The organism is Bacillus sp. Cr_A10 (assembly GCF_029222665.1).
Lineage (GTDB): Bacteria > Bacillota > Bacilli > Bacillales_A > Planococcaceae > Psychrobacillus.
Genome location: NZ_JARHXR010000009.1, coordinates 712,874 through 727,090, shown reverse-complemented (window position 1 = coordinate 727,090; position 14,217 = coordinate 712,874). Strand labels below are relative to the sequence as shown.

General features: G+C 34.8%; 11 protein-coding genes. 10 read left to right on the top strand and 1 reads right to left on the bottom strand.

Going from position 1 to position 14,217, the window contains the following annotated elements; genetic code table 11:
- The first annotated feature begins 119 nt into the window (after window positions 1-119).
- From brnQ to P2Q73_RS10840, 6 genes are all read left to right on the top strand, one after another.
- Complete coding sequence (gene brnQ / locus P2Q73_RS10865) at window positions 120-1,442, top strand: branched-chain amino acid transport system II carrier protein (RefSeq protein WP_275786875.1); 1,323 nt, start codon at window positions 120-122, stop codon at window positions 1,440-1,442.
- Between the two features lie 136 nt (window positions 1,443-1,578).
- Window positions 1,579-3,162 (top strand): spore germination protein, encoded by a 1,584-nt coding sequence (locus P2Q73_RS10860; RefSeq protein ID WP_481747147.1) that lies wholly within the window; start codon window positions 1,579-1,581, stop codon window positions 3,160-3,162.
- Window positions 3,163-4,353 carry a Ger(x)C family spore germination protein gene (locus tag P2Q73_RS10855; RefSeq protein ID WP_275786870.1) on the top strand — a complete coding sequence of 397 codons (1,191 nt, stop codon included), beginning with the start codon at window positions 3,163-3,165 and terminating at the stop codon, window positions 4,351-4,353. It begins immediately after the preceding gene.
- A gap of 5 nt (window positions 4,354-4,358) precedes the next feature.
- Complete coding sequence (locus P2Q73_RS10850; protein WP_275786867.1) at window positions 4,359-4,586, top strand: hypothetical protein; 228 nt, start codon at window positions 4,359-4,361, stop codon at window positions 4,584-4,586.
- Window positions 4,587-4,606: 20 nt separating this feature from the next.
- The gene (locus tag P2Q73_RS10845; protein ID WP_275786864.1) at window positions 4,607-5,719 is read left to right on the top strand and encodes a GerAB/ArcD/ProY family transporter; all 1,113 of its coding nucleotides are present in this window, start codon (window positions 4,607-4,609) and stop codon (window positions 5,717-5,719) included.
- A gap of 123 nt (window positions 5,720-5,842) precedes the next feature.
- Complete coding sequence (locus P2Q73_RS10840) at window positions 5,843-6,799, top strand: tyrosine recombinase XerC (protein ID WP_275787470.1); 957 nt, start codon at window positions 5,843-5,845, stop codon at window positions 6,797-6,799.
- Window positions 6,800-6,929: 130 nt separating this feature from the next.
- Here the strand turns inward: P2Q73_RS10840 and P2Q73_RS10835 are convergent, their stop codons facing one another.
- On the bottom strand, window positions 6,930-8,675 hold the full coding sequence (locus P2Q73_RS10835) for a glycoside hydrolase family 13 protein (protein WP_275786861.1): 1,746 nt from the start codon (window positions 8,673-8,675) through the stop codon (window positions 6,930-6,932).
- 363 nt (window positions 8,676-9,038) lie between these two features.
- On the opposite strand from P2Q73_RS10835, the gene P2Q73_RS10830 reads away from it, so the two are divergent.
- The 4 genes from P2Q73_RS10830 (at window position 9,039) to P2Q73_RS10815 (ending at window position 14,149) form a co-directional block, all read left to right on the top strand.
- The gene (locus P2Q73_RS10830; protein ID WP_275786859.1) at window positions 9,039-10,331 is read left to right on the top strand and encodes an extracellular solute-binding protein; all 1,293 of its coding nucleotides are present in this window, start codon (window positions 9,039-9,041) and stop codon (window positions 10,329-10,331) included.
- Window positions 10,332-10,475: 144 nt separating this feature from the next.
- Window positions 10,476-11,756: a carbohydrate ABC transporter permease gene (locus P2Q73_RS10825; protein ID WP_053589554.1), complete on the top strand. Its 1,281-nt coding sequence runs from the start codon at window positions 10,476-10,478 to the stop codon at window positions 11,754-11,756.
- A complete protein-coding gene (locus P2Q73_RS10820; protein WP_275786855.1) occupies window positions 11,756-12,598 on the top strand; it encodes a sugar ABC transporter permease in 843 nt (280 codons plus the stop codon). Before P2Q73_RS10825 ends, P2Q73_RS10820 begins: the two co-directional genes overlap by 1 nt.
- 21 nt (window positions 12,599-12,619) lie before the next feature.
- Window positions 12,620-14,149 (top strand): alpha-amylase family glycosyl hydrolase, encoded by a 1,530-nt coding sequence (locus P2Q73_RS10815; RefSeq protein WP_275786853.1) that lies wholly within the window; start codon window positions 12,620-12,622, stop codon window positions 14,147-14,149.
- Window positions 14,150-14,217: the final 68 nt, after the last annotated feature.

The window sequence follows — 14,217 nt, the reverse complement described above, 5'->3', positions numbered from 1 at the left end:
ATAAGGATAACTATTAGAAAATTAAAACTTGGGGGTCAATTAGGGCAGACGAACTGCTCTTGATTTCTTGTTAATTTTGTAAGGGTTTTCAAAGTGGTTTTATGAAAGAGGGGTCAAAAATGAGTAAAACAGTTCAACACAGTTTATTAGTAGGATTTGCTTTATTTGCAATATTCTTTGGAGCAGGTAATTTAATTTTTCCGCCTTCCATTGGTAACGCTTCCGGAAGTGAATGGATTATAGCATTAATCGGTTTTTGTATTACAGGAATCGTTTTGCCGCTTCTAGCAGTGATCGCTATATTAAATGCTGGAGGGAAATTTGAAGATTTGACGAGACCAATTAGCCCTTGGTTTTATAAAGTATTTAACTTATTATTAATGGTTGGTATTGGAATGTTCGTTACAATTCCACGTATGTCTGCAACGACGCATGAACTTGGTGTTCATCAATTGTTTCCAGGCGTTCCTTCCATTGTGACTATCATAGTATTTTTTGCAATTTGTTTTTACTTTGCTATGGATAAATCAAATGTAATCGATAAGATTGGTAAAGTACTTACACCTTTGTTAGTCATTATTCTTCTATTTATCGTAGGAAAAGGTATTTTTGATCCAATTGGCGTACCGGAAGTCTCAAATATTAAAAATGCTTTTTCAAATGCTTTTATTAGCGCTTACCAAACTGGAGATGTTGTAACAGGGATATTTTGTGCGCCAATATTTATAGCGGCTATTGCTAGCTATGGGTATAAGGGACAACAAGCACGTAAAATGGCTATTACTGGAACGATTATTGCCGGGTTAGGATTACTCGTTGTATATGGTGGATTATTATTTCTTGGAGCATCAGGAAGTGGATTATTCCCAACTGATATTGGAGATACAGCTTTAGTATCTGCGTTAATCGATATTTCACTTGGAGGTTTTGGTGCAATTGCTTTAGCAATCGCTATAGCATTGGCTTGTTTAACATCTGCTATTGGAGTTGTTGCAGTAATTGCAGATTTCTTGAATGATCTTACTAAAGAAAAATTAAGTTATCGTACTTGGGTTTTAATTATTTGTGTTACTGGAGTAGTTATCGGTTCATTTGGTGTCGAAAATATTGTGAATTATACAATGCCAATTTTCACAGCTTTATATCCCGTAGCAATCGTATTAGTTATATTAGGTACTTTCCGAAATTTTGTACCAAATGCTGGTTCATATAGAGGAACAATCTTATTAACATTTATCGTTAGTTTAATAGAAACAGTTAGTTCCTTAGGGGTTCAAGTTCCATTATTATCGACTTTTGTTTCAAAATTACCATTGAGCTCAGATGGATTCAGCTGGTTAGTGCCAGCAATCGTAGGTTTTATTATTGGCACAATTCTTGACAAGTTTAAAGATCAACAGAATGACTCAATTAAACCAACTAAACCTATAGAAGCTGAATAAGGGGTTTTATATATCTTGAAATACCAAGAGTGAAATGAACTCTTGGTATTTTTTATTCTTATTCTAGTTAAAAAAGATTAAAACAACTAGTGATTGGTAATGCTTTCTTTATAATAGGAAAGAATTGAGGGAGATAATGAGTTTCTTTAAAAATAAACATAATATTGTCCTAAATCCCTTGTCTCCGCCTGCTAGTAAGAAAGTTGAGTCAAAGGACATGACTTTTTTATATTCAAACCTAAAAGAAAATTTAAAACTTATAAAAGATTCCCTCGGAGAAAGCACAGATATTATTTTTCGTGAGCTTAAATTCGGTCCAGGTGGTGCTATAAGTGCCGGAATTATATATACAGATGGATTAAGCGATACAAGTTCTTTACAAAATTTTATTATGGAAACTTTGATGCTGGATTTTAAAAATAATGAACTAGAGACTAATCCTAATCTGATGAACAACTTAAAGGACTTCGCAATGACGGTTGGTGAAATTAAAGATTTAACTAGATTTGAGGATTTATTCACTGCTTTGTTATCTGGAGATGCGATATTTTTAGTCGATGGCTATTCGACTGGATTTATCATCGGTAATAAGCACTGGATAGAACGGGGAGTAACAGAACCATCAGCCCAAAGCGTTATTAGAGGTCCAAGAGAAGCATTCTCTGAAAATTTACGAGTTAATACTGCATTGATCCGAAGAATTATAAAAGACAAGAATTTATGGATGGAATCATCAGAAGTCGGGAAACGCACTAAAACAAATATTGCAATAATGTATATAAACGGAGTAGCTGATGAAAAAGTAATCCAAGAATTGCGACAAAGACTAAAACGGATAGATATAGATGGAATATTGGAAAGTGCAAATATTGAGGAGTTTATACAGGATTCTCAATATTCTCCTTTTCCAACTGTATATAATACAGAACGTCCAGATATAGTTTCAGCTGCATTATTAGAAGGCCGAGTAGCACTTTTAGTTGATGGGACACCTTTTGCATTAATTATTCCAGCATTATTTGTTCAGTTCTTTCAGTCTTCTGAGGACTATTATCAGCGTACAATCATGGCCAGTTTTATTCGATCTCTTCGATTTGTATCATTTGGAATATCCATGCTAGCTCCTTCCTTTTATATTGCTGTTATTACATTTCATCATGAAATTATTCCACCGGATTTACTCATTAGTTTGGCAGCACAACGTGAGGGAGTTCCTTTTCCTGCTTTTATAGAAGCAGTTATTATGGAACTTACCTTCGAAATATTACGCGAAGCAGGACTTAGAATGCCTCGTGTTATTGGTTCAGCAATGTCAATAGTAGGGGCATTTGTTATTGGAACCGCTGCGGTAGAAGCGGGTATTATTTCGGCAGCAATGGTTATCGTTGTATCTATTACTGCTATATCAAGCTTTGTATCCCCAACGTATGATATTGCAGTTGCCGGAAGAATACTACGTTTTCTTTTTATGATTATAGCAAGTGCGTTTGGATTATATGGCATACTCATAGCCTTAATCGCACTATTATTGCATTTATCTAGTTTAAAATCTTTTGGGGTTCCCTACATGTCTCCACTAGGACCATTTAGTGCTTCTGGACAAAAAGATACGTTTGTTCGTTTACCAATTTGGAAGATGTTATTTCGTCCTAGTTTAATATCAAAAAATAAAAGAAGACAAAATTACTCAAAACCATCTAGAGAATCAAGGGGAAAGTAAATGAAGAAATGCTTGATTGTTTTATCATTACTTAGTCTGATGTTAACTGGCTGTTGGGATAAACGAGAATTAAATGAGTTAGCTTTAGTAATGGGGCTCGGAATAGATAAGATAGATGATGAATATCTAGCTTCTATTCAAGTCGTCTTACCTGGAGAAGTTTCTCCTATAAAGGGAGGTACTGGTCGTTCTCCTGTTACTCTGTTTATAGCTAAAGGTAAAACTATTAATGAAGCGATTCGGAATGTAACATCCATTTCACCAAGAACATTGTACTTCGGACATCTTCAAATGGTGATTATTGGAGAGGAGTTGGCGCAAGAGGGAATTGGTTCCCTTTTAGATTATTTATCAAGATATTGGGAAGTTCGATCTGATTTTTATTTAGCTATTGCAAAAGATAGTACTGCTGAAAAAATATTAAACGTGCAAACTACTTTAGAAAACATACCTGCTAATAATTTCTTTCATATACTTAAAACATCCGAAGAAAGTTTATCCAGTACCACTGCAATGACACTAGTTAAACTTATTACTGATTTAGAACGAGAGGGTAAAGAAGGTGTTTTAACAGGAATTAAAGTGTTAGGAGATGAAAAGAGCGGCTCTAGTAAACAGAATGTGGAGACTATACTTCCTTCTGCATATTTAAAATTGGAAGAGATAGCTGTATTTAATCATGACAAGCTCGTAGGCTGGTTGTCTCCAGAGGAAGGTAAAGGATATAACAGTATAACGAATCATGTAAAAAATACGATAGGAATCTTGTCTTGCCCTGATGAAGGGACATTAAATGTGCATGGAATTACTTCTAAGACAAAATTAAAAAGTAAAATGGCGAATGGGAAACCAGAAATAGAAGTAAGTGTTCATCTCACTGGGAATGTTGGGGAAGTGGATTGTCAAATTGATCTAAATAAAGAAGAAACCTTTAAAAAGCTAAACAAGCTCTACGAAGAGGAAATTAAAAAAAATATAAATGATACGGTTAAATTTGTACAAGAGGATTTGGGTTCAGACATTTTTGGATTTGGTGCGAAAATCCATCAAGATCATCCAGAGGAATGGAAAAAATTAAAGAAGAATTGGGATGAAGAGTTTAAAGAAGTACCTGTCAATATAAAGGTAAAAGTTGAAATTAGACATACGGGATCTGTCATTAATCCGATTCTAAAAACGATAAAGGATTGAAACTTGTGGTAAGTAGTATAGGTATTTTATTGTTGGCGACTGTGATAGTAATTATGGAGGTTCCGTCACTTGTACAAAAAAAATTAAAAAAAGAATTAATAGTATTTATAATTCTGTTAGTGATCGGAGTAGTTTCAGGTATTCTATATTCGTTTGATGTGAAAAAGATGTCACCAGTAGATTTACTCTCTTATATTCTTCAACCAATTTACAATCTGTTTAGTAAAAGTTAAGTGATAGAGGATGTGCAAGGATGCAAAAAGAAAAAATAAGTTCCTTTCAATTTTTAGTTTTGGTTATTTTTTTTACAATTGGTTCAAGCATCCTTTATGTTCCATCCATTCTAGCTATTAAAATTGAGCAGGATTCTTGGATTGCTACTATTGTAGCCACATTGGTTGGGCTGCTTGTTATTTGGTTATATACAATTATTTCTCTGTGGTTTCCGAAACTAACCTACATTCAAGTAAATGAAAAAGTATTTGGAAAAGTGTTAGGTAAAACCTTTTCAATAATCTTTGTACTTATGCTTTTTCTATACTCATCCGCATTGCTCGCACACTCGGGTACATTTTTAATAACACAAATGTACCCAAAAACACCAATGGCTCCCTTAAATATTTTAATGGCCATTATTATTGTGATGGGGGTTCGTTTAGGGATAGAAACAATTGCTCGTTCTGCAGAAATTTTAATATTTGTTTTTTTTATTCTTTTTATTATTCTGAGTTTATCCATAACTCCACAGATAAATTATGAGAATATCGAGCCATTTTTTCAGTCAAAACCTACTACGATTCTTGAGGCATCGTTTGTGTTGATTATTGTTTCAACAGTGAATTCAATTACCTTATTAGTTATTTTTCCTGCTTTTTTGAAAGAGATTAAGAAAGCAAGGAGAAACTTTTTTATAGGTAATATTGTTGGTAGTATTGTGATCATCCTAATCACCTTTTTGTGTATTTTTGTATTAGGTTCTAATACTACAGCAAGACAAGTTTATCCAAGCTATGCCTTAGCGAAAGTGATTAATGTAGGCGATTTTTTTACACGAATAGAGTCATTAATGGCTACCCTTTGGATTTTATGTTTATTTTTTAAATCTATTCTATATTTCTTTGCTGCCATTTTTGGATTGTCACAAATATTAAATATAAAAGATTATCGCCCGTTGACGTCACCTATAGGAATCATTATGGTTGTACTTTCCCTCCTATTTTTCCCAGATATTATGGATCAATATAAGTTTGATTCAAAATTAGCGATAACACTGTCAACCATTGTTGGAATTGTCATTCCTATATTGCTAGTAGCGGTTTATATGCTACGTAAGAAAAAATTGAAGAAGGACCCTCAACATTTATAAAAAATTTAGTGTGGAATCTTAAAAGCATAAAAAAGATTTCATTTTGTATATAAGGTTCCCAAATACATATTTGGGAACCTTATTTTGTGATAAAATAGGAGACAAAGAGGTGAGGTGAAAGAATTGCAAAGAGAGATACCGAAAATAATGAAGGACTTTTTAGTTTACTTAACAACTATTAAAGGAAAATCTTTAAGAACGAGAAAAGAATACGAGTACGACCTTAAATTGTTTTTCCGTTTTTTAAAGGCGATTGAAGATGACATAGATCCAGGTGAAATACAGACGATAAACATATCGGATATAAACATTGAATGGATTAGAGAAGTTACTTTAGAGGACATTTACTTGTTTTTGGAGTACTGTGAGGTCCAAAGAAATAATAGCACTGCTTCTAGAGCAAGAAAGGCAGCAACGATCAAATCATTTTTCAAATATTTAAAAGGAAAAAGAAGATTATTGGAGTATAATCCTGCAGATGAATTGGAGTCACCGAAAATAGGGAAAAAGAAACCAATTTATATGAATCAACAGGAAGCTGAACAGTTTATAGCAGCAATTAGAAGAAATAATCACTATTACCGTAATTTTAGTATGGTCATGTTCTTTTTAAATTTAGGGATTCGCGTTTCTGAACTATGCAATTTAAATATTAATTCGATACAAGGCAATTTGCTAAGTGTTATAGGTAAAGGTGATAAAGAACGAACAGTATTTATGAATAATGTATGCTTGAGATCTCTTGAAATATATAAAGAGAAGGAGAGAAAGTACATACATGGTGCAAGTAAACATGAAGCGCTCTTTTTGTCTCAAAAAGGAACGAGACTTACCCGTCAAACCGTTGCAAAGATTATTAAACAAATTAAGGAAGACGCTGGTATACAAAAAGAAAAAATAACCCCACATAAGTTAAGACATACTTCCGCAACAATCATGTATAAGAATGGGGCTGACATTCGAAGTCTACAACATATTTTGGGTCACACAAGTGTTTCTACTACTCAAATATATACCCATGTGGAGGATAAGGAGATTCAACAAGTAATCGATAATAATCCATTTAATCATTTAGAATAAAATAATATTTTTATGTAAACTAAAATGATTTTATGGATTTAGATTATCAAAATAAAAGCAAACCGTCTTTTAACTAAAGAGACGATTCACTTCTATTTTCATTTAATGTTTATGTCAGTCTATTCAATGCTTAGTGCGTGTAAGAGAGGATACAAAAACCATTTGCTCCTATATTAATTTGTAAAGACTCCATCTCCGTTTCGGAACTATAAAGAACCGTATAATCTAGATTTTCTTCTAAAGGAAAAGCTTGTTTTAAAGAGCTAGGGTTAAGTAAAACGATAATTGATTTGTTGTCAGAGTATTTTTGATAACCAAATATACCATTTTCTTCTGTTGGGAAAAGGAACTTTACCGATCCTTCATTTGCCAATAATTTCTCTTTTTTTCGAAGTGTAATTAAAGTACGAATATGATTCTTTAACTCATCATGATGATTTTCAGTGTTCCAATCCATACATTTTCTACAGCCAGGATCCAATTCACCTGTAAGACCGATTTCGTCACCATAATAAATACAAGGGGTTCCCATAAATGTTAGTAAGATAGTGAAAACCTGCTTTGTACGCTTTACATCATTCTCGCATTCAGTAAGAATTCTTGAAGTGTCATGACTACCAACTAGATTAAAAGTAAAATCAACTATATTCTTCGGGTAACTATAGTATACTTTACTCATATTTTCTACGAATTGTTTAGAACTGATCGTTTTCTTTGCTAGCAGATTCAATACATTTGTCTTAAATGGATAGTTCATCACTGCATCAAACTGATCTCCTCTAAGCCAAGGCATAGAATCATGCCATATTTCCCCCAGTATATAAATATCCGGCTTTGCATCTTTGACTACAGTCCTGAACTCACGCCAGAAGGGATGGTCTACTTCATTTGCTACATCTAGTCTCCATCCGTCTATATCAAATTCTCTTATCCAATATGTCCCTACTTCGAGCAAATATTTTTTTACTTCTGGATTAGAAGTATTTAATTTTGGCATGGAGTCAACAAAACCAAATGCTTCGTAATTAGGTTTTGATCCACCTTGGACCGGAAAGCTATGAATGTGAAACCAATCTTTAAAACTAGAATTCTCACCTTTTTCTAAAACATCTTGAAAAGGAGGGAAATAGTATCCGCTATGATTGAAAACAGCATCAAGCATAACTTTAATGCCACGTTGATGACATTCAGTAATTAGCTTCTTTAAAGAGTCAGCGCCTCCAAACTGAGGGTCAAGTTCCATATAGTCGATCGTGTCGTACTTATGATTTGAATAAGCTTTAAACACAGGTGTTAAATAGATTCCATTCACGCCTATATCTGTTAGATGATCTAAGTGTTCTATAATTCCTTCAAAATCTCCACCAAAGAAATTATTCACTGCTGGTGGCTCGCTACCCCATGCTTTAGCATTTTCAGGGTTTATAGAAGGATTCCCATTAGCGAAGCGCTCTGGGAAGATTTGATACCAAACAGTGTCCTTCACCCAACTCGGAGCATTGAAAAGTTCATTCTTATGAAGATAGGGAAAACAGAAATAATAATCACTGTCAGTAGGGGGGATATCATAAAATCCTTTTTCAGTATAGATGGATTCTTCAGTTAGGGATGTTAGTCTAAATCCGTATCGAATTCTACTAGTCTCGGAATAAGCATTCACTTCCCAGTAATCAAACAAATCGTCGTTTCCAACTAGGTTCATCGGAATTTCAGAAAACTGCCATTCTCCATTTTCCCATATATATGGATCACCCATAATTAATGAAGCCGCCTGTATATTACTTTTTTTCGTTTTAAGCCGTATTTGAAGGGTGTGATCGTCTAGTAAATATGCAAAATTGTCACTCGGTCTGTGAAAAATAGCTGCTTTTTCCATAACTTATCTCCTTTTGATGTTTAATCTCTTTCAGTACAATATTAAAGCTTTGGGATAGTAATACATGAAGCATTATAAATACGAATGAATAACGAAATATTAAATATTTTTTGAAAAAATAAAAAAGGGGATTGTGTACTCTTAGAATAAATGTATAATAAAACCATAAGTTGTGCAATCGCTTTCATAAATTTTATGTAAATAATAATCTCTTAATACCTTGAGAAATCAGTTCTGAAGAGATATTAGAAAAAATATATTCCTCTAACGAATTATATGTTAGCGTTTTCATTTAAATAATTGTGCAAGCGGTTGTCCAACTTGGGGAAGTCGAGAAAGATACAAATAGGAGGGGTTAAAGAAATGAAAAAGTCACTATCCATGTTAACCATGTTGGTTCTTATTGTTGCAATGCTTGCTGCCTGTGGACCAGATCGGGAAAGAACTACTCCAGTAAGCTCTAATGTCAATGAAAATACTGAAAACGCATCAGATGAACCTGCAAAACCAGAAAAACTAGTTGTATGGGAAGATACAGATAAATCAATTGCTTTGAAACCTGCAATTGAGTCTTTCGAAAAAGAAACAGGTATTAAAGTCGAGTTTAAAGAATTAGGTATGGCTGATAAAATGCGAGATCAGCTTCGTTTAGATGGTCCTTCTGGGACTGGAGCAGATGTCGTTACTTTACCGCATGATCAAATTGGTCAGGTTGTTACAGAAGGTTTAATTCAAGAAATAGAAGTAAGTGACGAAGTACTGTCAACTTTCACGGAATCTTCAGTGAATGCACAAAAATACGATGGTAAACTTTATGGATTACCAAAAGCTACTGAAACTCCAGTATTTATCTATAACAAAGCTTTGATGCCAGAAGCACCTAAAACAATGGATGAAGTATATGAGTTCTCAAAGAAATTTACAGATGGTAAACAGTTTGGATTTATCGCTGTGTGGGATGACTTTTACTTTGCTCATGGTGTAATAGCTGGGATGGGCGGATATGTATTTAAGGATAATGATGGTGCACTTGATCGTGAAGACGTTGGGTTGAATAACGAAGGAGCAGTTGAAGGAGCCGAATATATTCAAAAATGGTATAAAGAAGGATTGTTCCCAAAAGGAATCATAGGGGAAAGTGGTGGCTCTACTAGAGACGGACTTTTCAACGAAGGAAAAATTGCTTCTGTAATGAACGGACCATGGGCTTTCCAAAGCATGAAGGACGCTGGAATCGATATTGGGATTTCTGCTATGCCTACTCTACCAAATGGAGAGCATATGAAAACGTTTATGGGAGTTAAAGGTTGGCATGTAACAGCATTTACAGAGCATAAATATTGGTCTACAAAATTGGTGGAATGGTTAACAAACGAAGAGAATGCTAAAACTCGTTTCGAAACTACACAAGAAATCCCACCTGTAAAAACGTTGATTGAAGATCCAATTATTGCTGAAAATGAAGGTGCAAAAGCTGTAGCTCTTCAATCTCAGTATGCTGTACCAATGCCAAACATTCCTGAAATGAGTGAGGTTTGGGGGCCAGGTGCATCTGCATTGCAAACGATTGCTACAGGCAAAGCAGAGCCGCAAGCAGCAATGGATGATGCAGTAAAAACGATTAAGACAAATATTAAAACAAATCACCCTAATTAATGTTTGAAGGCAAAGGCATGTTTCCATCAGGAAGCATGGCTTTGCTTGTATATTAGTATTTTCATACAAAAAAATAAAAGCAAATGCTTGCGCAATAGTAGAGAAAACTCTCCTTTCAAAGGAAAGAAGGAGGCAACATGGGCAATGGACAGAAATGTCACAACCAAACATAAACGAAATGCGGGCATATTATCGATAATTCCTGGCTTCGGACAATTTTATAACAGACAGATTGTGAAGGGTATTATTTTCCTCGTATTAGCTGCAGCATTTTTTGGTAGCTTTTCTCAAACTTTAAGTTGGGGATTTTGGGGATTATTCACACTTGGTGAGATTCCAATTCTTGACCATTCCATCTTCTTGCTAATAGATGGAATTATCGCTTTGCTTGTAGCCATAATTGGTTTAGTTATCTATGCTTTTAACATTTATGATGCTTATTATAATGGGAGAAAACGAGATGAAGGCTTTGCTTTAAACAGTGTGAAGGAACAATATCATAACCTCTTGGACAATGGCTTTCCATATTTGATGATATCCCCTGGTTTTTTATTGTTAATCTTCGTTGTTATATTTCCTATCATTTTTGTTATTCTACTATCTTTTACTAACTATGATTTGTACCATTCTCCACCTGCAAAACTAGTTGATTGGGTAGGAATTCAAAACTATATTGATATCTTCAAATTGGATCTTTGGAGAAAAACATTCTTTGGAGTACTTGGATGGACTATAGTATGGACATTCGGAGCAACGACACTACAAGCAGCAATAGGAATCTTTTTAGCTGTATTAGTCAATCAAAAGGACTTGAAAGGAAAGGTAGTTTTTCGGACGATTTTGATTCTGCCATGGGCTGTACCGGCCTTTATCTCTATTCTAATTTTTTCTGGAATGTTCAATGAATCTTTCGGAGTAATTAATATGAGTATACTCCATTTTTTTGGTATTGAACCCCTTCCTTGGATGACAGAAGAGTTATGGACACGTGTGGCCTTAATTTTTATTCAGTCATGGCTAGGCTTTCCATTTGTTTTTGCAATGACAACTGGGGTTTTACAGTCAATTCCTGATGAATTATATGAAGCTGCAAACGTGGACGGTGCTTCCATTTGGCAGAAATTTCGTAGTATTACTTTACCAATGGTTTTATACGCAACAGCACCGATTCTAATCACGCAGTATACATTTAATTTTAATAATTTCAATGTAATCTTCCTTTTCAACGGCGGGGGACCAGCTTTACCAGGGCAAAATGCCGGAGGTAGTGACATATTGATTTCCTGGATTTATAAATTAACGATGACTTCTGGTCAATACGGAAAGGCAGCGGCAATAACGATGCTATTATCAGTTGTTATTATTGCAGTTGCATTATGGCAATTCAAACGGACCAATTCATTTAAAGAGGAGGATATGATGTAATGACTAATAAGACTGAAAAGATTATCAGACTAACAGTTTCATATCTTCTCCTACTTATTGCAGCTGTGGTTGTCATTTACCCACTTCTTTGGGTAATAGGATCATCCCTTAATCCCGGACAAAGTCTTTCTGGATCCTCCATGTTTCCAGAAAATCCTACATTCAAGCATTATCTAGATCTGTTTGATACAGAAAAGTCTAATTATATTTTATGGTATATAAATTCCATGAAAATTAGTTTAATCACAATGGTTTTTGCTGTAATAAGTGTTTCTCTCACTGGTTATGCCTTTTCTCGTTATCGTTTTTTTGGACGAAAAAATGGGCTTCTTACTTTTTTGGTCTTGCAAATGATTCCTAACTTTGCTGCTCTTATAGCAATTTTTGTTCTCGCACAAAGAACAAATCTCTTAGACACTCATTTAGGGCTGATTCTTATATATGTAGGAGGACAAATCCCAATGAATACATGGCTGATGAAGGGATATCTTGATACTATTCCAAAGGAGTTAGATGAATCAGCTAGAATGGATGGTGCTGGACATCTTCGCATCTTTTGGCAGATTATTATGCCACTAGCCAAACCAATTATTGCGGTAGTAGCTCTATTTTCATTCATCGCTCCTTTTGGGGATTTTATCCTTGCTCGAATTATGCTACGTTCAGAGGAAAAATTTACGATGGGTGTTGGTTTATATGAATTGGTATCCAAGCAGTTCGGTAATGAGTTTACTACTTTTGCTGCCGGCTCGGTTTTGATTGCTATTCCAATTACCATCTTATTCTTGACTTTCCAGAAATACTTTATATCTGGCCTTACATCAGGTGGTACAAAGGGGTAAGAATTTGCCGGGAGGAAAGACATGAAAAAGTGTATTGTACTATTTGTATTAACTTTGCTTTTAATTACTAATTTTAAATTTCAGCCTGTTCATGCAAACGAAGAGCGAAAGATGCAGGACGAGACCATCTATATGATTATGGTGGACCGATTCAATAACGGAGATGTTAATAATGACAACGAAGCAAACCCAAATGACCCGCTTGCGTATCACGGTGGTGACTTTAAAGGCGTCATCGACAAGCTCGACTACTTAAAAGAAATGGGTTTCACAGCAATTTGGCTGACACCAATCATTGAAAATACGGAAAAAGGCTATCATGGCTATTGGATAAATGATTTTTATAAAACAAATGATCACTTCGGTACGATGGAAGAATTCAAGACCCTCGTTAAAGAAGCTCATGATCGAGATATGAAGGTTATTTTAGATTTTGTCGTTAACCATGTAGGACCTAACCATGAGTGGCTATCCGATTCTAGTAAACAAGATTGGTTTCACGAAAAAAAACCAATTTCTAATTGGGACGATCCAAATGAAGTGGAGAATGGTTGGCTTTATGATCTACCAGATTTAAATCAGGATAACCCGGAAGTAAGAAAGTATTTAATAGATGCGGCAAAATGGTGGATTAACGAGACAGATATTGATGGTTACAGATTAGATACAGTAAAGCATGTTCCAAAGGATTTTTGGACGGAGTTTTCAGCTGCTGTTAAATCAGAAAAAGATTCCTTCTTTCTCATTGGTGAGGTATGGCATGATAATCCTAATGTAATTATAGGGTATCAGGATACAGGTATTGATGGGTTTCTTGACTTTTCGCAGAATGATAGTTTACGTACTGCTTTTGAAAAAACGGACCAATCATTAGGTTGGCTATTTTCAAATAATGATCGTAATCAAAAGACATTCGATAGACCTGAAAAGTTGGGGCAGTTTTTGGACACTCATGACATACCGAGGTTCGCTCATCTGGCAATTAACAATAACCAAGATCCGGTTACTCAAGTGAAGCAAGGTTTAACTTTTTTATATACGGCACCTGGAATACCAATTGTTTATTATGGAACTGAAAACGCTATGGATGGCGGAAATGACCCGGATAATCGTAGAATGATGGAATTTAATTCGAATGACGATTTAATTAACTATCTATCCAAGCTTGGCAAGTTGAGGCAAGACTTATCATCACTCACAAGAGGGAACATGGAACTTTTATATGAAGAAGAGGGAATGGCGGTATTCAAACGTACCTATCAAGCAGAAACAGTTGTTGTAGCAATCAATAATACTTCAAAAAGCCAAAAGGTAGTACTTACGGAAGGACTTGAAAAAGGAAAAGAATTAATAGGTCTGCTTAATGGGGGAAACTTTAAATCAGATAGGAAGCAATATTCCATTGAACTTAAAAGTGGCCAATCAGAAATATATGAACTTAGAAACCGCGGTGGGATTACTTGGATATATATAGCCGGTTCTATAGTTATTTTATTTGCAGTCTCCCTATATGTTTGGATTAAAAAGAGAAAAAAACAAAATGTGAATTAGCGAATGGCACGAATATATACGCTCCAGTCGACTGATTGCAGTAATATACTTTGTAAACTCAGAACGAG